This is a genomic window from Saccharothrix sp. AJ9571, from assembly GCF_021725495.1.
Classification (GTDB): domain Bacteria; phylum Actinomycetota; class Actinomycetes; order Mycobacteriales; family Pseudonocardiaceae; genus Amycolatopsis; species Amycolatopsis magusensis.
In genome coordinates this window covers 928,061-949,031 of sequence record NZ_CP091382.1, presented here as the reverse complement: position 1 = coordinate 949,031, position 20,971 = coordinate 928,061, and the positions used below count along the sequence as shown (strand labels likewise).

Below are 20,971 nucleotides of genomic sequence, written 5' to 3'. Positions count from 1 at the left end.
CCCGAAAGCCACATTCGTTTCCCTCGGATCAGATTCGGCTGCTGGTCGACTGCAGGTGGGTGGAGATGGTGTCCAGGATCGCCGGGGTGTGCTCGTTGAGGTAGAAGTGCCCACCGGGGAACACCTTCAGCTCGAACGGGCCGCTGGTGTGCCGTTCCCAGCCGCCTGCCTCCTCGACCGTCGCCTTCGGGTCGTCGTCGCCGACCATGGCGAAGACCGGGCAGCTCAGGTCCGGGCCCTCGGGGTAGCGGTAGGTCTCGGCGGCGCGGTAGTCGGCGCGGATGGCGGGCAGCACCATCTTCACGATCTCGTCGTCCCCGAGCAGGGCCTGTTCCGTACCGGCCAGGCTGCGCACGTTGGCCAGCAGCTCGGCGTCCGAGCCCTCGTGGAACCGTTCGTCGCGGAGCGTGGACGGCGCCCGGCGGCCGGAAGCGAACAACGCCGCCGGCACCACACCGCGCTTCTCCAGCCGCCTGGCCACCTCGAAGCCGAGCGTGGCCCCCATGCTGTGCCCGAAGATCGCCAGCGGCCGGTCGGTCCAGCCCTCGACCGCCTCGGTCACCCGGTCGGCCAGCACTTCGATCGAGTCGATCAGCGGTTCCGCGCGCCGGTCCTGGCGGCCCGGGTACTGCACGGCGAGCACCTCGATGCCCGGCGACAGCGATCGCGAGACCGGGAAGAAGTAGCTGGCCGAGCCGCCCGCGTGCGGCAGGCAGAGCAGCCGGTGCGGGGCGGCGGGTGCGGGGTGGAACCGGCGTACCCAGTCCTCGGCGGTACTCGCGGTCATGCTCCGTCCCTTCAGTCGCTGCTAGAGCGGGATGTTCCCGTGGTGTCCCCGTCCGGCCGGCGCGGCGGCCAGCGCGCGGACGAGCCTCGCCCGAGTATTCGACGGATCGATGACTTCGTCCACCACCCCGATCGCCAGCGCGCGGCCCACCCCACCGGCGATCCGCTGTTGCTCGGCGACCAGCCCGGCCCGTAGTTCCTCCCGTTCGTGGTCCGCGGCGGCGGCCAGCTTCTTGCGGTGCAGGATGCCCACCGCGGCCTCCGCCCCCATCACCGCGACCTCCGCGTCCGGCCAGGCGAACACCGCGGTGGCCCCGAGAGAGCGCGAGTTCATCGCGATGTAGGCGCCGCCGTAGGACTTGCGCGTGATGAGCGTGACCCGCGGCACGACGGCCTCGGCGAAGGCGTGCAGGAGCTTCGCGCCACGCCGCACGACGCCGTCCCACTCCTGCCCGACACCCGGCAGATAGCCCGGGACGTCGACGAGCACGATTAGGGGAATCCCTAGGGCGTCGCAGAGCCGCACGAACCGCGAAGCCTTCTCCGCGGACAGCGAATCGAGGCAGCCGCCCTTGCGCAGCGGGTTGTTGGCGATGACCCCGACCGACCGCCCGCCGAGCCGCCCGAAGCCGATCACCACGTTCGGCGCCCACTTGGCCTGCAACTCCAGGAAGGCGTGGTCGTCGAGCAGGCCGCGGACCAGCGGGTGCACCGGGTAGGCCCGCCGCGGCGACTCCGGCAGGAAGGCACGCAGATCCCGTTCTTCTTCGACCTTGGCCAGGTCGAACAGTCCGGGCCGGGTGAAGTACCCGGTGAGCTCGCGGGCGCTGGCGTAGGCGTCCTCCTCGGTCGGCACGGTCACGTGCACCACGCCGGACCGCTTGCCGTGGGCCTCCGGCCCGCCGAGCCCGGCCATGTCGATCTGCTCGCCGGTGACGCTGCGGACCACCTCGGGCCCGGTGACGAACACCCGGCCGGTCTCGGCCATCACGATCACGTCGGTCAGCGCGGGACCGTAGGCGGCGGCTCCGGCGGCCGGACCCAGCACCACGGACAGCTGCGGCACCTTGCCCGAGGCGCGGGTCATCGCGGCGAACATGCGCCCGACGCCGTCCATGGACTCCACGCCGTCGGCCAGCTTCGCCCCGCCGGAGTGCCACAGCCCGAGCACCGGGCGCCGCTCGCGCACGGCGGTCTCGATCGCGGCGATGATGTGGTCCGAGCCCGCCGCGCCCAGCGAACCGCCCATCCGGGTCGCGTCGGTGCAGTAGACGATCACCGTGGCGCCGTCGATGCGGCCGCGCACCGAGAACACCCCGCTGTCGTCGGCGGGCTGCAACGGGGTGATCGAATCCTCGTCCAGCAGCTTCGCCAGGCGCACCGCCGGGTGGCGGTGGTCGGCCGGTGCGGTCTCGCTGGAGGTGGCAGTCAGGGACATCGCTGGTTTCTCCGCCCGCGGATGAGGTGGACTGGGGGGATAATCTCCAGGTACCGGCACTCGGCCGGCCTCGGCTTCAACGTGGCAGGCGGGCTCCGGGCGGACAACCCCCTACCCGGCGCGCCCGAGGTGCGTAGGGGCCGGTGCGGGGGGTGCGGGCGACCTGGCAGGCTGACGCCACCGGGTGCGGTGGGAGCCCGGGGCGGGATGAACTCGCCGCGGTTTCGCGTTGTAGCCGGAACGGGCGGCAGACGAGTGGCAGGAGGCGGTAGTGGCGCTGGATCCGGACGAGCTGTACGAGGTGGACTCCGATGTCCCGGACCTGGCCGGGGCCGTGCTCCTGCACCACTTCGACGGGTTCGTCGACGCCGGTTCGGCCGGTGGGCTGGTGGCCGAGCAGTTGCTGAGCGAGTTCGCGCACCGGGTGGTCGCACGGTTCGACGTGGACCGCCTGATCGACTACCGGGCGCGGCGCCCGCCGATGATCTACGTCACGGACCACTGGTCGGAATACCGGGCGCCCGAGCTGGTGGTCAACCTGCTGCACGACCACGACGGCACGCCGTTCCTGCTGCTCACCGGCCCGGAGCCGGACCGCGAGTGGGAACTGTTCTCGGCCGCGGTGCGGCAGCTGGTCCAGCGCTGGGGCGTCCGGCTCACGGTCGGGTTCCACGGCATCCCGATGGGCGTGCCGCACACCCGGCCGCTCGGGCTGACCGCGCACGCGACCCGGCCGGAGCTGGTCGGCGGCTACCAGCCGCTGTCGGACCGGCTCAAGGTGCCCGGCAGCATCGCCGGGCTGCTGGAGCTGCGCCTCGGTGAGCACGGCCACGACGCGATGGGCTTCGCCGCGCACGTGCCGCACTACCTCGCGCAGGCGTCCTACGCCTCGGCCGGGCTGCGGCTGCTCGAAGCCGTCATCGACGCCACCGGGCTGGCGCTGTCCGCCGACGGCATGCGGGAGTCGGCGCGCACCACGGACGCTGAGATCAACCGCCAGGTCGAGGAATCCGACGAGGTCGCCGACGTGGTGCGGGCCCTGGAACGCCAGTACGACACCTTCGCCGACGCGGAGGCCGAGAAGGACAGCCTGCTCGCCGAAACCGTCGAGCACATGCCGACCGCCGACGAACTGGGCTCGGCGTTCGAACAGTTCCTCGCCGACCAGCAGGGACCGCCGCGCCCGGAGAACTGATGTCACGAATGTGGCTTTCGGGACGTTTTTCGTCTCGAAAGCCACATTCGTGACACCTGGCCGTTTGTCTCTTCACTTCTCCGTTAAACCCCCGTCGTGGGCCTTCCGGCTCGCTAGCATCCGGCTGTTCTGCCGGAATTTTGGGGGTTCGATGAGAAAGTTGCTCACCGTCGGCATGACGGTGGCCGTGGCACTGGGGGTCGTCGCCGGAACGGCGGCGCCCGCCGGGGCGCGGCAGGCGGGCCTGTCGTTCGGCGCCTGCCCCGAGGACCTGGCCGGGGTCTACCCGGAGATGACCTGCACCACGGTGCAGGTGCCACTGGACTACACCAAGCCGTTCGGCCGGCAGATCTCCCTGCTGGTCTCGAAGATCCCGTCGAAGAACCCGGACAAGAAGCGCGGATCGCTGTTCGTCAACCCCGGCGGTCCCGGCGGTGGCGCGGCGGAGTACGTCGGCCGTCTGTCCAAAGCGGACGCCACGGGGACCACGCGCCTGCCGAAGGACGTGCTCGACGCCTACGACCTGATCGGCATGGACCCGCGCGGGGTCGAGCACAGTTCGCCGATCAGCTGCGTGGAACCGGACTACTTCCAGGCACCGCAGCCCGACCCGGACGCACCGGCCTCGCGCGCGGAGTACTGGAAGGTGTGGGGCGGGTACGCCGAGGCGTGCGGCGCCGAGCTCAAAACCGTGCTGCCGCACCTGGGCACCAAGAACGTGGCCAGGGACATGGATCGCGTGCGGGCCGGGCTGGGCGAGGACAAGCTCTCGTTCCTCGGTTTCTCCTACGGTTCCTACCTCGGCCCGGTGTACGGCGAGCTGTTCCCCGGCCGCACCGACCGGATCGTGCTCGACGGGCTGGTGAACCCGGAACCGGAGCAGATGTGGTACCAGGCGGGCTTCTCGCAGTCACCCGCCGTCCAGCAGCGGGTCGAGGACTGGCTGGCGTGGATCGCGCAGTACGACTCGGTGTTCGGGCTCGGCGGTTCGGTCGAGCAGACGCGCGCGGCGTGGAACAAGACGCTGGCCGACTTCCGCGCCACCCCGCACGGGCCGGTCGGCGCGTACGAACTGCTGGGCGCGGTCTTCGGCACGATGTACGCCGAGAGCGGCTGGGAAGGGCTCGCGCACGCGCTGAGCGACTACGTCAACGACGGTGACGACCAGGGGCTGCTCGACTGGGCCTCCCCGGTGCCGTCCGAGGCCGGTGAGCAGGCCACGGCCATCTTCAACGCGGTCACCTGCCTCGATGCGCCGTGGCCCGCCGACCCCGCGGTGTGGGAGGCCGACGCGGCCAAGGTCGCCAAGACCTCGCAGTTCGCCTGGTCCAACCTGTGGTCGAGCGCCGCGTGCCGCACCTGGCCCGCGCCCGCCGAGCAGCGGGTGAAGATCACCGGCAACGGGCTGCCGAAGGCGCTGCTGTTCCAGACCGAGAAGGACCCGGCCACGCCGTACGCCGGCGCGCTGAAGATGCACCAGGCCCTGCCGGGCTCGGTGCTGGTCACCGAACGCGACTCGGGCAAGCACTGCGTGTTCGCCAACCCGATCGCGGTGACCAACCCGGACGCGCAGCGGATCGGCGCGGACTACCTGGTGCGCGGCGTCCTGCCGGGCGGCGACACCAGCGTCCCCGGGCACAAGCTCCCGGTGCCGACCGGCACCAGCGCGCTGAGCACCGCGCCCGTGGCCGCCGTCGCCTGATCCGGCACACTGCTCCGCGTGAGCGGAACGGTGGTGGTCCTCGGCGGCCGCAGTGAAATCGGTGTCGCGGTCGCCGAACGGCTGGTCGCGGGCGGTGCCCGCACGGTGGTCCTGGCCGCGCGGCGCAGTGCGGACCTCGACGAACAGGAGGCCGCGCTGCGTCGCGCGGGTGCCACCACGGTGGACCGCGTCGAGTTCGACGCCGACGACGTGTCCCGGCACCGCGAGGTGCTCGACGGCATCGTGGAGCGGCACGGCGAACTGGCGGTCGTGGTCACCGCGTTCGGCATCCTCGGGGACCAGCAGCGCGCGGAGGCACACGCCGAGCACGCGCTCGCCGTGGTGCACACCGATTACGTCGCCCACGTCTCGATCCTGACCGAGCTGGCGAACGTGCTGCGGGCGCAGCGCGGCGGCAGCATGGTGGTCTTCTCGTCGGTGGCCGGGGTGCGCGTGCGCCGGGCGAACTACGTGTACGGGTCGGCGAAGGCCGGGCTGGACGGGTTCGCCAGCGGCCTCGCCGACGCGCTGACCGGCAGCGGTGTCCGGTTGCTGCTGGTCCGGCCCGGTTTCGTGGTCGGCAGGATGACCGAGGGCATGGACCCGGCACCGTTCTCCAGCACCCCGGACCAGGTCGCCGACGCCACGGTCAAGGCGTTGCGCAAGGGCCGCGGTGAGGTGTGGGTGCCCGGCGTGCTGCGGCCGGTGTTCGCGGTCATGCGTCACCTGCCGCGGGCGATCTGGCGGCGCCTGCCCCGTTAGGTCAGGCGGCGGCGCAGGTCGATCAGCCGCGTGATGCCCAGGTCGACGTGGGCTTCGGCCCGTGAGCGGGCCAGGTGCCCGGCGCCGCTCTCGATGGCGACGAGGATGTCGCTGTGCTGTTCGACCGCCGAGCCGAGGTCCGGGCAGTCGCCACCCGACGGCAGCCACAGCAGTTCGCCGACCTCGCCCTGCAGCGTGATCTCGTCGCGCGTGAGCCGGTTCGACCGCGCCGCCGCCGCGATGCCGACGTGGAACCGGGCGTCCGCCCGCCGCCGTTCACCGATGGTCCTCGCCGCGGCCAGGTGCCCGATCAGCTTGCCGAGCACCGCGAGCTGCTCGGCCCCCGCGCGTTCCGCGGCCAGCTTGGCCGCCGCGCCCGACACCGCCACGTGGTGGTCACCGATCTCCCGCAGCTCGTGCGGGCACAGCTCACCCAGCAGACTCCGCATCCGCGCCGCCGACGGCTCGGTCGGCGTGCGCACGAAACTGCCGCCGCCACGCCCGCGCCGGGTTTCCAGCAGCCCCTGCTCGCGCAGTGACGACAGCGCCTCGCGCAGCGTCACCGTGGACACCTTCAGCGAGTCGGCCAGCGCCGATTCGCTGGGCAACTGCTCGCCGTCGGTGATCAGGCCGAGCCCGATCGCCTGGCTGATCCGCCGGGCCACCACGGCCACCCGGCCGCCTTCGCGCAGCGGTCCGAAGATCACCTGCCGCGGTGCCCCGGTCAAGCCTTTGGTGCTCACCCACCCGTCCTCCTTCCCGGCGAGCCGAAGGTAGCCAGCCGGGCTTAGAGGAACCTTGGGCGCCCCGAACAGCAGCCCCCGAGACCCCTTGAACGCTATGAGTGGGGCATTACTTGCGTTCAATGCAAGTAATGCCGCATTCATAGCGTTCGGCCGAGAACGGGGCCGGGGCCGGGTCGGAGCGGCGGCTGGGGCTCGGCGAGGGCGCGGCGCGGGATTGTCCCAGGTCTGGGGCTTGTACGCATTTTATGCGCGGCATCACGATGCTTCAGCCCGCAGGTAGTCGCGCAGGAGAAGGGACCCTCGATGAGAGTCAGACGCGTGCTCGCCGCCGGATTCGGACTGCTGGTCGGCCTGGCGGGCGTGGTCGCCACCGCCTCACCCGCGGCGGCCGCCGGACCGCAGCCGAACTTCCAGCTGCCCTTCCCGTGCAACCAGGCCTGGAACGGCGACAACGACAACTCCAGCGCCCACCGCGCCTACGAAATCGACTTCAACCGCGGCAGCACGGCAGGCGCCGACCTCGGTGACACCATCGTGGCCGCCGCCGCGGGCAAGGTGGTCACCTCCGCGCACCAGGGCTCGGCCAACGGCTACGGCAACCTGATCAAGATCGACCACGGCGGCGGCTGGTCCACCTACTACGCGCACCTGCAGAACCGCTCGGTCAACGCCGGCGCGCAGGTCGCCCAAGGCCAGAAGATCGGCACGCTGGGCAACAGCAGCAAGCCGGGCAACAACATCAGCCCCCACCTGCACTACGAGGTCCGCACCACCGACAGCACCTATCCGTCGAACATCAAGAAGGCCTACTTCAACGGCGTCGCCTTCGGCTACCCGAACCAGACCCTGACCTCGAAGAACACCTGCAGCGGCGGCGGCAACCCGAACCCGTACGAGCCCGCCGAAGTCTGCGGCGCGGGCTACAAGGTGATCGACGAGCAGGCGCTGGGCACCGCGGGCACCGCCTACCTGCTCTACAACGGCTCCTCGAACTGCGTCACCACGATCAAGAAGACCAGCGTCGGCACCGCGAGCGCCCTCTCCGCCTTCCTCGAGGTCGAAGGGTCGGCACGCAAGTCCGACAGCGGCAGTTTCGAGTACTACGCCGGACCGGTCACCGCTTCGGCGCCGGCGAAGTGCGTGAAGTGGGGCGGATCGGCCGGGGCGTCGTCCTACGAGAGCCCGTTCGAACACTGCGGGGCATGAGCGTCCGATGGTGGTGAAGAAGGGCCGGCCGGCGTTGCTGACCGAGCTGACGTTGTTGCCGGCGCTCATCATGGGCTCGCTGGTGGCCACCCCGGCGAGCACCGCTTCGGCGGACGCCGAGGTGGCCAGCACGCCGGTGTACCAGGAGCGGTCGGAGGGCTACGACTGCTTCCGCATCCCGGCGGTGGTGCGAGCGGGCAACGGTGACCTGCTCGCCTTCGCCGAAGGGCGCAACGGCGGCGCGGAGTTCTGCGCCGACGCGGGGGACATCGATCTGGTGTACAAGCGGTCGGCCGACGGCGGGAAGTCGTGGGGACCGCTGAAGGTGGTCATCGAGGGTTTCGGTGACACCAAGGGCAACCCGGTGCCGATCGCGGTGCCCGGCACCAGCCGGATCGTGCTGCTGTCCACCTACGAGTGCGTGAAGCCACCGGCCTGCGGGCGCAAGCCCAGGGTGTCGATCAGCGACGACCACGGCGTCACCTGGTCGGCGCCACGCGAGATCACGCGGGAACTCGGGTTCGGCTCGCCACCGCCGTGGCTGGCGACCGGACCTTCGCACGGCATCGTGCTCACCCGGGGGGAGCACGAGGGCCGGCTGGTCGCGGGGCTGAACTACTCGATCGGTTCCGCGCATTCGGGCGCGCTGATCTACAGCGACGACCAGGGCGCCACCTGGAAACGGGGTGCGGTGGACACCCCGGCGGCGGGGTTGAAGCCGCAGGAGATCAGCCCGGTCGAGCTGACCGACGGCCGCGTCCACGCCGCCGCGCGCAACGACTGGAACAGCTCCGGGACCAAGTGCGTCAACCAGGGCAGGGACAACCGCGCGTTCGCGATCAGCTCGGACGGCGGTGTCACCTTCTCGAAGAAGTTCGCCTTCGTACCGGACCTGGTCACCCCGACCGTGCAGGGTTCCACGGTCCGGCTGCGTGCGGTCGACCAAGGCTCGCTGTACAACCGCGTGCTGTTCGCTGCTCCGTCCACATGCGACAGACGCAAGGAGCTGCGGGTCCGGTCGTCCTACGACGAGGGCGTGAACTGGCAGTCACCCGGCGTGCTCGTCTGGGGTCAGGACGCGGCCTACTCGGACCTGGTGCCGTTGAGCGCGACGAGCGTCGGCCTGCTGTTCGAGGCCGGGCCCGAGTTCCACGCCAACGCCTCCATCCGCTGGGCCGCGTTGTCGGAGTCGGCGCTCGGCCTGCCGGACGGCAACACCGCGGGACTGCCGGTGACCCCGGATTCCGCCGGTGCCCACCACGCCTACCTGCGCGGGGGCGCGACGCTGGGCGCCGGGCGCTTCGGCAAGGCGCTGGCCCTCGACGGCAAGGACGACTACCTGCAACTGCCGTTCTCCGAGGCGCTGGCGACCGGTGGCGGTGACTTCACCTGGTCCGGCTGGTTCAACTACGGCGCTTCGACCGCGAGCCAATCCCTGTTGTGGGCCTATAACCTCGGCGAGGACTTCTCGCAGGTCTGGTTGCGTGCCGAGCCGGGCAACGGCCGGATCCGCGCGCACCTGGAGAACGGGCCGACCGGGCACGTCACCGTGGACGCGCCCGCCGCGCTGAACGACAGGAAGTGGCACCACTTCGCGCTGACGCGGTCCGGCGGCACGGCTTCGCTGTACCTGGACGGCAAACTCGCGGCCTCGGCTTCGGGGCTGACCGGCTCGGTGAGCCCGGGGCGGCCGTTCGCGATCCACCTCGGGCAGCGGCTCGACGGCCAGTTCCGGTTGCAGGGCTCACTCGACGAAATCCGGCTGTACGGCCGTGCGCTGACGACCGCGGAAATCGCCGCGCTGGCAACGGGATCCGGCACCTCGTCGGGTCTGCGGCTGCATTTACCGCTTGAAGTCTCCCGGTGAGCCAACGATAAGCTCGTCCCAGACGTTCACGGTGCTCACGAAAAGCGCCGTCTGGGAGGAACTTTGCGTAGTTCAGGCAAACTCGGCGTGGTCGCCGCGGTGCTCGCGCTCCTGCCGCTGGCGGGGGTCGCCACCGCGGCGCCGCCGGTCGAATGGGAGACGTGCGGCACGCTGACCGGTGAGTGCGCCGCCATCGAGGTGCCGATCGACTGGGCCGATCCGGCGGAGGGCAGTTTCCAGCTGGCGATCGGCAGGCTGCCCGCGCGGGACCAGGCCAAGCGCGTCGGCGTGCTCTTCGTCGCGCCCGGCGGGCCCGGTTCGTCCGGCATCGACCGGTACACGCTGAACCCCGGTATCCCCGAGGACAGCGTGCTGCGCGACCGCTTCGACATCGTCACCTTCGACCAGCGCGGGGTGAAGCGCAGCAACGAGGTCCGGTGCACGCAGGCGCTGCTCGACCAGCGACCGGCGGACTACCCGGAGACCCAGGCGGAGTACGAGCAGCTGCTCGACTACAACCGCCGCCTCGGTGAGGACTGCCGTGAGCTGACCGGCGCGGTCTTCGACCACGTGGACACCGAGAGCGTGGTCCGCGACATCGACGCCATCCGCGCCGCGCTCGGCGAGGAGAAGCTCAGTTTCTACGGCGCTTCCTACGGCACGCAGGTCGGTCAGCAGTACGCCGAGTTGTTCGGCGACCGCGTGCGCGCGATGACCATCGACTCGAACATGGATCACAGCATCACCTCGGGCGCGAAGTACATCGAGACCGCGAGCGCCGACCTCGAAGGCTCGTTCCTCGCCTTCGCCGACTGGTGCGCCAGGACGCCGGACTGCGCGCTGCGGGACGGGAACGTGCGCAAGGTGTGGACCGAGCTGCACGCCAAGGCCGAGGCCGGGCAGCTGCCGGTGAGCGCGGAACAGCTGCGCGGTGAGCTGATGAACGGCATGTACTCGCCGGAAAAGCAGTGGTTCCCGCTCGCCACGAGGCTGCGCGAACTCGCCGAAGGCGTCGAGACGCCCGCCGCGCCGGGTGAGCCGAAGGGCGAGACCGGGCAGAACTCCTACCAGGCGATCTGGTGCCAGGACTGGAAATGGGACGTCCGCGGGGTCGGGGAACTGGCCCGTTACGCCGAACGCGCGGCCAAAGTCGCGCCGTACACGCGGATCTCACCGTTCTGGAGCGACGTGACCAGCTGCCTCGGCTGGCCGTCGCAGGTGCGCAACCCGCAGCACCGCCTGAACGTGCGTGACGCCCCGAAGATCCTGATCACCAAGGCGAAGTACGACGTGGCCACGCCGCGGGCGTGGAACTACGAGGTCGCACGCCAGCTGCGGAACGCGGCGCTGCTGGAGTACGACGGCATCGGGCACGGGCAGTTCGGGCGGAGCACCTGCGTCCGCGAACAGGTGGAGACCTACCTGGTGGCCCTGAAGACCCCGGCCCCCGGCACGCGCTGCGCCGCCATCTGGCCGAAGTCCCCGGAGCCCCCCACCACCTCGGACAGCCCCGAAACCCGCCCCACGCATTGATTCGCCCGTGAGAACCTGCCCCGCCCGCTAGGTCGCGCCGATCACTGGGTTGAGGTGCGCCAGGTCGCCCCAGCGGCCTGGTGTACCTCGGCCCAGTGATCGGCTCAGAAGCGACCTAGCCGCCACGCCGGAGGCGTGGCAGAAAATTCAGCACATTCAGGGGCGATGGGGGCGTCGGAGCCGGTGTAGACGTAGGTGTCGGAGATGTAGTGGCCGGTGCCGATGCGGTTCCAGATGTTGCTGGTGCCGTAGGTCCCGGTGACCGTCTCGCCTTCCACGTAGCACTCGATGAGCACCTTGGCGTTGTTCGCCGCGAGCCCCTTGATCGCCGCGTCCGGCGCAACCGCCGCAGCTGCAGCCGGTGCTCGATGGACCGCAGGAACTCGTACGAGCCCTCCAGCTCGGCCGCGTCCGCCCGGCCGACGTACCCGCTCTCGCCGAGCGCGGCCAGAGCCTCCAAAGTGGACGACGAGCGCAGGTCGGGATCGACCCGGCCGTGGACGAGTTGCAGCAGTTGCACGGCGAACTCCACGTCGCGGAGACCGCCGCGGCCGAGTTTCAGCTCGCGCTCGACCAGTTCGGAAGGGACATGTCCTTCGACCCGGCGGCGCATGCGCTGCACGTCGCCGACGAAGTTCTCCCGTTCCGCTGCGGCCCACACCATCGGCGCGATCAGCTCGCAGTACTGCCCGCCGAGCTCCTCGTCACCGGCGACCGGCCGAGCCTTGAGCAACGCCTGGAACTCCCAGGTCCGCGCCCACTTCTTGTAGTAGGCGTCGTGCCCCTCGAGGGTGCGGACGAGCGCGCCCGCCTTGCCTTCCGGGCGCAGGGCGGCGTCGACCTCGAAGCAGGCCTTGCCGACGACGCCCATTATCTTGCTGGCGATGCGGGTGGCGACCTGGAGGTCGCCGTCACCGACGAAGACCACGTCGACGTCGCTGACGTAGTTGAGTTCCCGGCCACCGCACTTGCCCATCGCGATGACCTTCCACCAGGTGGGGAAATCGGTCGGCCGAAGTCTGCGGAAGGCTCGTACACGATCGATACAAACAAAAATCTCACGCGGAGGCGATGTGCCTGCGCTTGCGCGGCGCGGCCAGTCGCGGCAGGCCGTTCATCCGCGCGGCGACGGCGGCGGCCTCGTTGTCGGCAGCCAGCTCCCGCCAGATGCACAGCGAGCGCTCGAAGTACCCGCGGGAGCGTTCCGGCTGCCCGAGCGCCTGGTGCAGGCGGCCGAGCAGGTCGGTGACCTCCGCCTCGGACCGCCGGTCCCCGTTGCGGCGGTGCACGCTGAACGAGTTCACCAGCAGCAGTTGCGCGTAGGCCAGGTCGCCGCTCTGCAGGCAGAGTTCGCCGAGGTTCTGGTTCGCGTAGCCGACGCAGTGGTCGTCGCCGAGTTCTTCGAAGATCGCGATCGCCCGGCTCACCTGCTCGCGTGCCTCGGTGAGGTGGCCGCGGCGCTGGTGCAGCATCGCGATGCGCTTGAGCGCGTGTGCTTCGCGGTGCCGGTCGCCGATGAGCGCGCACAGGTCGTACGCCTCGACGAACCAGCGTTCGGCCTCGTCGAAGGCGTCCACCGCCAGCCAGCACGCCCCGATCGCGATCTTCGCGACCGCCTCGCCGTGCGGGTCACCGGCGCGCTGGAACAGGTGCAGCGCTTCGAGGCTGGGATCCAGTGCCTGCTCGCGGCGTCCGCTGATGCGCAGCGCGCTGCCCAGCCCGGCCAGCGCGATGGCCGCCCCGCGGTCGTCGGGGACCTGCTGGAAGAGGCGGTACGACTCCTGGAAACCGGTGACCGCGTCGGAGTAGGCGTCCTGGTACAGGTGGATCTGCCCGAGGTTGCGCTGCACGATGGCCTGCCCGCGCAGGTCGCCGGTGCGCCGAGCGGCGGCCAGCGCGATGGCGTGCGTGTGCTGCCAGTCGGCCTGGTGTCCGCGCAGGTCGAAGTACGGGGTGAACGCCGCGGTCAGGCGCCAGGCCAGGTCGTCCAGCCCCCACTGGGCGGCCAGCGCCACCGCCGCCACCCCCGTGCGCCGCTCGGAGTCGAACCAGGCGAGCGGGTCACCGACGACCTCGTCGGCGTCCGGCACGTGCCAGCCATCGGGACCGCCGACCGTGTGCTGCCCGAAGAAGTGCAGCGGCATCCGCGCGACCGCGCTGGTCGCCAGGCAGAGGTAGCCCTCCAGCACCCGCCGGAGCACGGCCCGGCGGTCGTCCTCGCTGTCGTCGACCTCGCCCTGCCTGGCCGCGTACACCCGGAGCAGGTCGTGCAGGCGGTAGTGCGGCTGGCCGTTGGCGTCGGAGCTGACCAGTTCCACCAGGTGCGCGTCGACCAGCACGTCGAGCACGCCGTCGGCCTCTTCGCGGTCGAGCACCGCGGCCACCGCCCAGGTGGGGAACTGGACGGGACCGAGCAGGCCGAGGCCGCGGAACGCCTGCGCCGCGCCCCGGGGCAGCATGTCGTAGCTCAAGGTCACGCTGGCGTGCACGGCCAGATCGCCCACCTGCAGCTCGTCGAGCCTTCGCCGTTCGTTGCGCAGCCGGTCGGCGAGCATCCGCAGCGTCCACGACGGCCGGTGGGTCAGCTTCGCGCCGACGATCCGGATCGCCAGCGGCAGGTACCCGCACGCCTTGAGGATCGCGGCGGCGCTGTCCGGCTCGTCCCGCACGCGGTCGTTGCCGATGATGCCGGCGAGCAGCCGGATGGCGTCCTCGTCGGGCAGCACCTCGACGTCGATCGGCCGCGCGCCCGCGAGGTCCGGCAGCCGGGTGCGGCTGGTGATCAGCACCGCGCACGCCCCGGCTCCGGGCAGCAGCGGCCGGATCTGCGCGGCGCTGCCGACGTCGTCGAGCACCAGGCACATGCGCCGCCGGGACAAGCGCGAACGCAGCAACGCCGAACGTTCCGCCAGCGTGCGCGGCATGGCCGGGTCCGGGACGCCCAGCGCGCGCAGGATCTCCGGCAGCACCTCCATCGGGGTGCGCGGGGACGGCGAAGTGCCGCCGAGGTTGAGGTGCAACTGCCCGTCGGGGAACTCGGCGCGGAGTTCGTGGGCCACCCGCACGGCGATGGACGACTTGCCGACGCCCGGCGCACCCGAGAGCACGACGACCGCGGGCGAGCCGCTGGCCCGCTGTTGCCGCAGCAGGACGACCAGATCACCGACCACCTCGGCGCGCCCGGTGAAGTCGGGCAGGTCCAGCGGCAGCTGGCAGATCGGGAAGGGACTCGGTCCGGGCGCCACGGGTCTCGACCCGTTGTGCCGGTTCGCCGCGAGGAGCCGGGTGTGCAGGCCCTGCAACCGGGGTCCCGGCTCGGTGTCCAGCTCGTCCAGCAGCACCTGCTCGACCTGGGCGTAGGCCCGCAGCGCCTCGGCGTTCCGCCCGTCGGCGTCGAGCGCGATGATCAACTGCTCCCACAGTTCCTCGCGCAGCGGGTGGTCGGCGAGCAGGCCGCGCAGTTCGACGATGGCGTCGGTGTGGTGGCCCAGTTCGACCCGGGTCTTCAGGCGCTGTTCCTGCGTGGACAGCCGGAGTTCGTTGAGCCGCGCCACGGTGGAGCCCCAGGTGTGGCTGTGCGGCAGGTCCTCGAGCACCTCGCCGCGCCAGAGCGAATCGGCCTCGGTCAGCAGCGCCAGCGCCTTCGCGGGCTCCAGTTTCTGCGCGCGGGCGGCCAGTTCCTGGAACCGGGTGGCGTCCAATTCGTCCGCGTCGGCGGTGAGGGTGTAACCGGCGGACCGGCTCTGGATGCGTTCGGCGACATCGGCCGAACCTTCGGCCAGCCGCCGGCGCAGGGCGTGCACGTAGGTGCGGATGTTCGCGGCCGCGGACCGAGGTGCCTTTTCCGGCCACAGCACGTCGATCAGCGTGTCCGCGGAGACCGCCACATTCGGCTGGAGCAGCAGCGTGGCCAGCAGCAATCGCGGCTTGGGCCCACCCAACGGCAGCACCCGGCCGGACACGATGACCTCGAGCGGCCCCAGTACGCGAAACGAGATCGCAGTCAACAGCACCGCCCGCCTGGAGTAGAACAAACCGGATCGTATGGGGGTCCGTGATCTGTTGACTAGTGCCATTTGTGGGTATTTACACCGGCGCCCGGAGTAGTCCGGGGGCCCGCTGGTCATCCCCCGAGCAGGCTATACAGCGTAGCGGGCACGGGTTTGTACGCATTGTGTACCAGTTGCTCGCACGCTGAGCCGATGATGCCCTCTTCGATCCGCAGATCGGCCGCCGCGGCGGTGGCCGTGCTCACCGCCGCCACGGCGTTGTCGCTGGTCAACGCGGCTCCGGCGCTGGCGGCCGCGCCCGGCACCGTGCAGACGGCCGGCGATCCGCTCAACGTCCGCCGGGCGCCGACCACCGCCGCGACCGTGGTCCGCACCGTGGCCAACGGCGCCGCGGTCAGCATCGACTGCCAGACCACCGGCCCTTCGGTCACCGGACCGCTCGGGACCTCGACGCTGTGGGACTACATCCCCGCACTCGGTGGCTACCTCTCCGACACCTACGTGAAAACCGGCTCGGACGGCCGGATCGCCCCCGACTGCGGGGTCGGCAGCGGCAGCGCCGAATGCTCGACCGGCGCCTGCGCGGCTGAAGGCCTCTTCCGCTCATCGGACGCCCGTTTCTCGGTGTGGGACCGCGACGCCGACGGCAAGTCCGCGGTGGTCGCGTACTGGCTCAAGGGCGGGATCGGGCCGCTCTACGCCTGGAACTCGAACGGCAACGGCACGCAGGTGGACAAGGTGGTCAGCGTGCCGGACGGCGGCTGGGTGCACTACAAGACCTGCGTCGCGAACTACTCGGCGACCAGCCCCGTGCTCGAAACCTGCAGCGACGGCATCACCGACTTCGCCTCGTGAGGCGACCCGATAGGGAGGACCTTGTCATGACCCAGGTGAATCGGCGGCTCGTGCTGCTCGGCGGACTGGCCGCGGCGGGCGGGCTGGTCACCGCCGCGTCGGTGCCCTCGTGGGCGAACACCCGGACGCGGATCGCCGCCCCGGCCATCCGCGACCCGTTCCAGCTCGGCGTGGCTTCGGGTGATCCACTGCCCGACAGCGTGGTGCTCTGGACCAGACTCGCGCCGGCCCCGCTGAGCCAGGACGGTTTCGGCGGGATGCCGGACGCGGCGTACAACGTGGACTGGGAAATCGCCACCGACCAGGCGTTCGGCTCGGTGGTGCAGAAGGGCACCGTGGCCACCAGCCGGGCGGTCGGGCACAGCGTGCACGTCGAACCGAAGGGGCTCGACCCGGCACGCGGCTACTTCTACCGCTTCAAGACCGCGGGCTTCCTCTCGCCGGTCGGCCGGACCCGGACCGCGCCCGCCGCCGGTGCCGCGGTCAACCAGCTGAAGTACTGCCTGGCGTCGTGCCAGCACTGGGAGGAGGGCTGGTACCACGCGCACCGCGGCATCGCCGCCGACAACCCGGACCTGGTGCTGTTCCTCGGCGACTACATGTACGAGAAGCCGTCGACGAACGCCGCCGTGCCGCGGGTGCGCGCGATGGCGCTCAGCGCCGAGACCACCTCGCTCGGGCACTACCGGGCGCGGCACGCCCAGCACAAGACCGACCAGTACCTGCAGGCCGCGCACGCGGCGGCGCCGTGGATGCTGGTCTTCGACGACCACGAAGTGATGAACAACTGGAACTCCAGCACCGCCCCGGCCACCGCGGCCCGCAAGGCCGCCGCGTTCCAGGCGTTCTACGAGAACATGCCGATCCGGTCGACCGCGAAACCGAGCGGGTCGTCGATCCAGCTGTACCGCCAGTTCGGGTGGGGCAACCTGGCGCGCTTCCACCTGATGGACACGCGGCAGCACCGCAGCGTGCAGGCCACCAGCGCGCAGGGCTGCGCCACGATGCGCGACCCGAAGCGCACGCTCACCGGGACCGCGCAGGAGCAGTGGCTGCTGAAGGCCCTCGAGACGCACCCGGCCACGTGGGACTTCCTGGGACAGCAGGTGTTCTTCGCGCAGCGTGACGGCGACGGCAAGAAGGACACCTGCGAATCACCCGACTCGTGGAACGGCTACGAGGGTTCGCGCGACCGGATCACGAAGGGCTGGGTGGACCGCGGGGTGCCCAACCCGATCGTGCTGACCGGCGACGTGCACCGGCACTGGGCGGCGGACCTGCGGCAGGACTACTTCGACCACAGCGACCCGATCGTCGGCTCCGCGCCGCCGAGCTCGGCGTGGCTCTCGCACAACCCGCACGTCAAGTACTGCCTCGGCGAGCGGGGCTACGTACGGGTGACCACCACGCCCGCGCAGACGCGAGCCGACTTCATGCGGGTGTCCAGCGCGCTCGAACTGGACCCGGCGAAGGTGCAGATCACCGCGGACCGCAGCTATGTGGTGCAGGCCGGGAGCCGGGGGCTGCAGCGGCTCTAATGTTCCACCCAGTTGTGCGACTGGGCGAGCTGCACGATCTTCCGGCGCAACAACACGATCTGGGAGCCGGTGAGGGTGGGCGCGGACTCCAGCATGGCCTCGGTGAGTTCCTGGCGGAACTCGCTCTGCGAGAGCAGATCCGCCAGCCCGTCCTCGACCACGCGCGTGGTGCGGGCGGGCTGGTGGGCCGCGGCCGTGGCGGCGTCGCGATCGGCGAGGTGGACGTTGGAGGCCTTGAGTCCGCGGCCCCCGTCCTCCACGTCGAAGGTCACCGTCATTCCCGGCTGGAACAGATGTTTTTCGTCGCGCAGATCATTGGCGTGCATGAATACGTCTTCGCCGCCCTCGTCCGGCGCGATGAAGCCGTATCCCCGCACCTCGTCGAACCGCAGGATCTTCCCTGAAGTCACCCAGACCACCTCAACCCCATGCACCGGTATGCCCTGTTCCCATCCCGAGAACGCGGGGGAGCATACCGCCGCCGGAGCACGGCGGCATCCCCGCGACCCGGTCGGGTAATGGGCCGTCAATGACCCGAAGAAATATGCAACATGCAAACCGGAACATTCCGCTTCGGAGTGCCGAGTTCCCTATTATTCGGAAGTTTCACCGGCCGTGCACTGAGGATCGCGGCCCGGTGGGTCACGCGCCCTTGACCACGTCGACGAGCCGCTTCGCGGCCACCATCGCGCCGTCGGTCCGGATCGTCTCGCTCACGGCCTTGGCCCGCGCCTGGACTTCCGGGTCCAGGACCGTGGTGAACGCGTCGGTCAGTGACTCGGTGGTCGGCGTGCGGCCGTCGTGTGCCACGCCGATGCCCAGTTCGGCCACCCGGGCGGCCAGCAACGGCTGGTCCGCGATCTGGGGGACCACCACCTGCGGCGCGCCCGCCCGCGAGGCCGTCGTCGTGGTGCCCGCGCCGCCGTGGTGCACGACCGCGGCCACCCTGCGGAACAACGCCTGCTGGTTGACCTCACCGACGACGAAGCAGTCGTCGGCCTCGTCGACCGCGGCCAATCCGGCCCAGCCGCTGGCGAGGACGAGCCGCCGGCCGTGCGCGCGGGCCGACTCGATGGCCACGCGGGCGGCGTCCTTCGGGGCGTGCGCGGCCATGCTGCCGAAGCCCACGTACACCGGCGGTGGACCGGCGCCGAGGAACGCTTCGAGGTCGCCGGGCAGCGGGCGGTCGTCGGGCAGGATCCACGCGCCGGTCTGCACGAGGTCGTAGTCGGTCAAGCCGTCCGACGGGCACAGCACCGGATCCGCCGCCAGCCACGGCTGCTCGGTGAAGACGTAGTCGCGGACGTTGTCCACCGGCGGCAGGCCGAGCGCTTCGCGATGACGGGCGACCGCCTCGCCGTACAACGCGTTAACCCGCTGGGCGTCCTGCTCCCACTGCGCCCGGTTGTCGGTCGCCTCCGGCGCGTCCGCCGTGCCCGGCCGCATCCCCGGTGCGAAGTGCCGCGACGGCAGCCCGTAGGTGTGGAAGCACGAGTACACGTACGGAATGCCCTGGTGCTCGGCCACATCGCGCGCCCCGGCCGGCATCAGGCCGGTCGCCAGCAGCACGTCGCTTTCCCCGGCTGCCGCGCCCAGCGTCTCGAACCGCGCCGCGACCAGCGCGGGCGCGAGCCGGAACGCGTCTTCCCCCGTCGGCGGCTTCGGATTGGCGACCACCGACCGCACCGTCGGCCCGAGCGGCACGTGCGGCACCCCGGCCCGACCCAGCAACCGCACGAAATCCTCATCCGGCGGCGCGGAAACCCGCGCCTCCACGCCGAGCCCGCGCAACGCCACCGCGAGCCCCACCAACGGTTCGACGTCCCCGCGCGATCCCCACGTCGTCATCAAGACACGCACTTTGGTGCTCCATTTCCCCTGGTACCGGCCTCAGACCGAGCATTGTGGGGGACGACCCCGGCCTTGCCGCAAGCCCCGGTATCGGCTATAAGTTGAAGGGGGCAGGGAGCAATGCCCCCTCAACTTCAGTCCACTCTGGACAAACACCACCCCCGGGCAGCAAAACGGCCCGGCCCACGAAACCGTGAACCGGGCCAACCGCGACGCACTGTTCAGCCGCGGAAATCCAGCAGCAGACGGCCCCCCACCCTCCCTGGGGGCGGCCCCTGCAACCATCCTATCCCGCCCCCACCCCCGAACGGGCTGGTCGACAGGGGCCCTGGGGACAACCCCGCACCTGTGTACAACTCGCGATCACGGGGTCCCGGTCAGGTATCCGCCCATCGTCCGGAAGTAGTCCGTGGCGGCGAGTTCCCGGTCGTCCTCCGTGCGCACCCGCTCGATCAGCAGCCCGTGGTTCCGCCCGGTCCGCGCGTCGGCGCCGGCCACGATCACCACGCCGTCGCCCTCCGGGATGAAGATGCGCCCCGGCGTGCCCCCGTACCGCCCCGCCGAGACCGAAGCCTTCACGATGCGCAGCCGCGAACCCCGGTGGTAGGTGAACGCGTTCGGGTACGGGTCCGACTGCGCGCGGATCAACCGCTCGATGTCCGCGGCCGGCCAGGTCCAGTCGATCCGGCTGTCCTCGATGGACCGTTTGTGGAAGAAGCTCGCCTTCGACCGGTCCTGCTTGACCGGCTCCACGGTCCCGCTCGCGATCAGCTCCAGCGCGTCGGTGACGATCGGCCCGATCAGGTCCACCGTGCGGTGGAACAGGTCGGTCGTGGTGTCCTTCGGCCCCACCGGGATCGCCCGCTGCAGCACGATCTCCCCGGCGTCGAGGTCCGCGTCCATCATGTGCGCGGTCACGCCGACCTCCGGTTCCCCGTTGATCAGCGCCCAGATCAGCGGTGAGAACCCGGCGTACGCGGGCAGGAGTGAGTCGTGCACGTTCAGCGTGCCGTGGCGAGGCAGGTCGTAGATCTCCGGCGGCAGCCAGGTGCGCCAGTTGTTCGCCACGATCAGGTCCGGCGCGGCCTCGGTCAGCCGGCGCACGACCTCGTCGTCCGGCCGGTTGCGCAGGATCGTGGGGATGCCGTTCGCCTCGGCGAGGTCGGCCACCGAGTCCGACCAGATCTTTTCGTAGGCGTGCTCGCTCTTCGGGTGCGTGACCACCAGCACCACCTTGTGCCCCCCGCTGAGCAGGGCTTCGAGGGTGCGATGCCCCCAGGTCTGGTACCCGAACATCGCGACACGCATGAGGCTCCTCAAAGTCGGCGGCGGCGCAAACCGGGGCAGTTAAGCAAGCCTCGCCTAAGAACCGCAAGCTTGTCGAGCGGAGAGGTACATCACCCACGAACGTACTAGTAGAGGCTCGCCTAAGTTAGGTTAGGGTCCCCTAGGTACGCGCTGTATTACGTCGAGGTCGCGGCC

The 20,971-nt window shown here is 70.7% G+C and carries 15 protein-coding genes and 2 pseudogenes; 8 read left to right on the top strand and 9 right to left on the bottom strand.

Going from position 1 to position 20,971, the window contains the following annotated elements; genetic code table 11:
- Nucleotides 1–28 precede the first annotated feature (28 nt).
- Complete coding sequence (locus L3Q67_RS03740) at nt 29–787, bottom strand: thioesterase II family protein (RefSeq protein ID WP_499188204.1); 759 nt, start codon at nt 785–787, stop codon at nt 29–31.
- Nucleotides 788–808: 21 nt separating this feature from the next.
- Nucleotides 809–2,224, bottom strand: a complete 1,416-nt coding sequence (locus L3Q67_RS03735) for an acyl-CoA carboxylase subunit beta (protein WP_499188203.1) — start codon at nt 2,222–2,224, stop codon at nt 809–811.
- A 271-nt stretch (nt 2,225–2,495) separates the two neighbouring features.
- Here L3Q67_RS03735 and L3Q67_RS03730 point away from each other — a divergent pair, with 271 nt between their 5' ends.
- From L3Q67_RS03730 to dprE2, 3 genes are all read left to right on the top strand, one after another.
- A complete protein-coding gene (locus L3Q67_RS03730) occupies nt 2,496–3,419 on the top strand; it encodes a proteasome assembly chaperone family protein (protein ID WP_499188202.1) in 924 nt (307 codons plus the stop codon).
- A 151-nt stretch (nt 3,420–3,570) separates the two neighbouring features.
- Complete coding sequence (locus tag L3Q67_RS03725; RefSeq protein ID WP_499188201.1) at nt 3,571–5,121, top strand: alpha/beta hydrolase; 1,551 nt, start codon at nt 3,571–3,573, stop codon at nt 5,119–5,121.
- Nucleotides 5,122–5,139: 18 nt separating this feature from the next.
- Nucleotides 5,140–5,883, top strand: a complete 744-nt coding sequence (gene dprE2, locus L3Q67_RS03720) for a Rossmann-fold NAD(P)-binding domain-containing protein (RefSeq protein WP_499188200.1) — start codon at nt 5,140–5,142, stop codon at nt 5,881–5,883.
- Here the strand turns inward: dprE2 and L3Q67_RS03715 are convergent.
- Nucleotides 5,880–6,626 carry a FadR/GntR family transcriptional regulator gene (locus L3Q67_RS03715; RefSeq protein ID WP_499188199.1) on the bottom strand — a complete coding sequence of 249 codons (747 nt, stop codon included), beginning with the start codon at nt 6,624–6,626 and terminating at the stop codon, nt 5,880–5,882. The genes dprE2 and L3Q67_RS03715 overlap by 4 nt on opposite strands.
- A 306-nt stretch (nt 6,627–6,932) precedes the next feature.
- On the opposite strand from L3Q67_RS03715, the gene L3Q67_RS03710 reads away from it, so the two are divergent.
- The 3 genes from L3Q67_RS03710 (at nt 6,933) to L3Q67_RS03700 (ending at nt 11,235) form a co-directional block, all read left to right on the top strand.
- Nucleotides 6,933–7,835: a M23 family metallopeptidase gene (locus tag L3Q67_RS03710; protein WP_499188198.1), complete on the top strand. Its 903-nt coding sequence runs from the start codon at nt 6,933–6,935 to the stop codon at nt 7,833–7,835.
- Nucleotides 7,836–7,842: 7 nt separating this feature from the next.
- Nucleotides 7,843–9,702: a sialidase family protein gene (locus L3Q67_RS03705; protein ID WP_499188197.1), complete on the top strand. Its 1,860-nt coding sequence runs from the start codon at nt 7,843–7,845 to the stop codon at nt 9,700–9,702.
- 63 nt (nt 9,703–9,765) lie between these two features.
- Nucleotides 9,766–11,235: an alpha/beta hydrolase gene (locus L3Q67_RS03700; protein ID WP_499188196.1), complete on the top strand. Its 1,470-nt coding sequence runs from the start codon at nt 9,766–9,768 to the stop codon at nt 11,233–11,235.
- 104 nt (nt 11,236–11,339) lie between these two features.
- On the opposite strand, the pseudogene L3Q67_RS03695 reads toward L3Q67_RS03700, so the two are convergent.
- From L3Q67_RS03695 to L3Q67_RS03685, 3 genes and pseudogenes are all read right to left on the bottom strand, one after another.
- Nucleotides 11,340–11,570: pseudogene (locus tag L3Q67_RS03695) on the bottom strand (hypothetical protein); the annotation flags it as partial.
- A pseudogene (locus L3Q67_RS03690) lies at nt 11,567–12,220 on the bottom strand ([protein-PII] uridylyltransferase family protein); the annotation flags it as partial. The pseudogenes L3Q67_RS03695 and L3Q67_RS03690, both read right to left, overlap by 4 nt.
- A 73-nt stretch (nt 12,221–12,293) precedes the next feature.
- Nucleotides 12,294–15,242: an AfsR/SARP family transcriptional regulator gene (locus tag L3Q67_RS03685; RefSeq protein WP_499188195.1), complete on the bottom strand. Its 2,949-nt coding sequence runs from the start codon at nt 15,240–15,242 to the stop codon at nt 12,294–12,296.
- A 195-nt stretch (nt 15,243–15,437) separates the two neighbouring features.
- On the opposite strand from L3Q67_RS03685, the gene L3Q67_RS03680 reads away from it, so the two are divergent.
- Both L3Q67_RS03680 and L3Q67_RS03675 read left to right on the top strand, forming a co-directional pair.
- Nucleotides 15,438–16,100, top strand: coding sequence for a hypothetical protein (locus L3Q67_RS03680; protein ID WP_499188194.1), 663 nt, complete (start codon nt 15,438–15,440; stop codon nt 16,098–16,100).
- Between the two features lie 26 nt (nt 16,101–16,126).
- The gene (locus tag L3Q67_RS03675; RefSeq protein WP_499188193.1) at nt 16,127–17,638 is read left to right on the top strand and encodes an alkaline phosphatase D family protein; all 1,512 of its coding nucleotides are present in this window, start codon (nt 16,127–16,129) and stop codon (nt 17,636–17,638) included.
- On the opposite strand, the gene L3Q67_RS03670 is transcribed toward L3Q67_RS03675, so the two are convergent.
- From L3Q67_RS03670 to L3Q67_RS03660, 3 genes are all read right to left on the bottom strand, one after another.
- Nucleotides 17,635–18,048: a cold-shock protein gene (locus tag L3Q67_RS03670; protein ID WP_499188192.1), complete on the bottom strand. Its 414-nt coding sequence runs from the start codon at nt 18,046–18,048 to the stop codon at nt 17,635–17,637. The two genes, L3Q67_RS03675 and L3Q67_RS03670, sit on opposite strands and share 4 nt — an antisense overlap.
- Nucleotides 18,049–18,280: 232 nt before the next feature.
- Nucleotides 18,281–19,486, bottom strand: a complete 1,206-nt coding sequence (locus L3Q67_RS03665) for a glycosyltransferase (RefSeq protein ID WP_499188191.1) — start codon at nt 19,484–19,486, stop codon at nt 18,281–18,283.
- Between the two features lie 366 nt (nt 19,487–19,852).
- Nucleotides 19,853–20,797: a methionyl-tRNA formyltransferase gene (locus L3Q67_RS03660; protein ID WP_499188190.1), complete on the bottom strand. Its 945-nt coding sequence runs from the start codon at nt 20,795–20,797 to the stop codon at nt 19,853–19,855.
- Nucleotides 20,798–20,971: the final 174 nt, after the last annotated feature.

Coding starts and splice junctions, on each gene's coding strand:
- L3Q67_RS03705 (WP_499188197.1), top strand. CDS start 7,843: ATGGTGGTGAAGAAGGGCCGGCCGGCGTTGCTGACCGAGCTGACGTTG.
- L3Q67_RS03680 (WP_499188194.1), top strand. CDS start 15,438: ATGATGCCCTCTTCGATCCGCAGATCGGCCGCCGCGGCGGTGGCCGTG.
- L3Q67_RS03675 (WP_499188193.1), top strand. CDS start 16,127: ATGACCCAGGTGAATCGGCGGCTCGTGCTGCTCGGCGGACTGGCCGCG.
- L3Q67_RS03710 (WP_499188198.1), top strand. CDS start 6,933: ATGAGAGTCAGACGCGTGCTCGCCGCCGGATTCGGACTGCTGGTCGGC.
- L3Q67_RS03725 (WP_499188201.1), top strand. CDS start 3,571: ATGAGAAAGTTGCTCACCGTCGGCATGACGGTGGCCGTGGCACTGGGG.
- L3Q67_RS03735 (WP_499188203.1), bottom strand. CDS start 2,224: ATGTCCCTGACTGCCACCTCCAGCGAGACCGCACCGGCCGACCACCGC.
- L3Q67_RS03665 (WP_499188191.1), bottom strand. CDS start 19,486: ATGACGACGTGGGGATCGCGCGGGGACGTCGAACCGTTGGTGGGGCTC.
- L3Q67_RS03740 (WP_499188204.1), bottom strand. CDS start 787: ATGACCGCGAGTACCGCCGAGGACTGGGTACGCCGGTTCCACCCCGCA.
- L3Q67_RS03660 (WP_499188190.1), bottom strand. CDS start 20,797: ATGCGTGTCGCGATGTTCGGGTACCAGACCTGGGGGCATCGCACCCTC.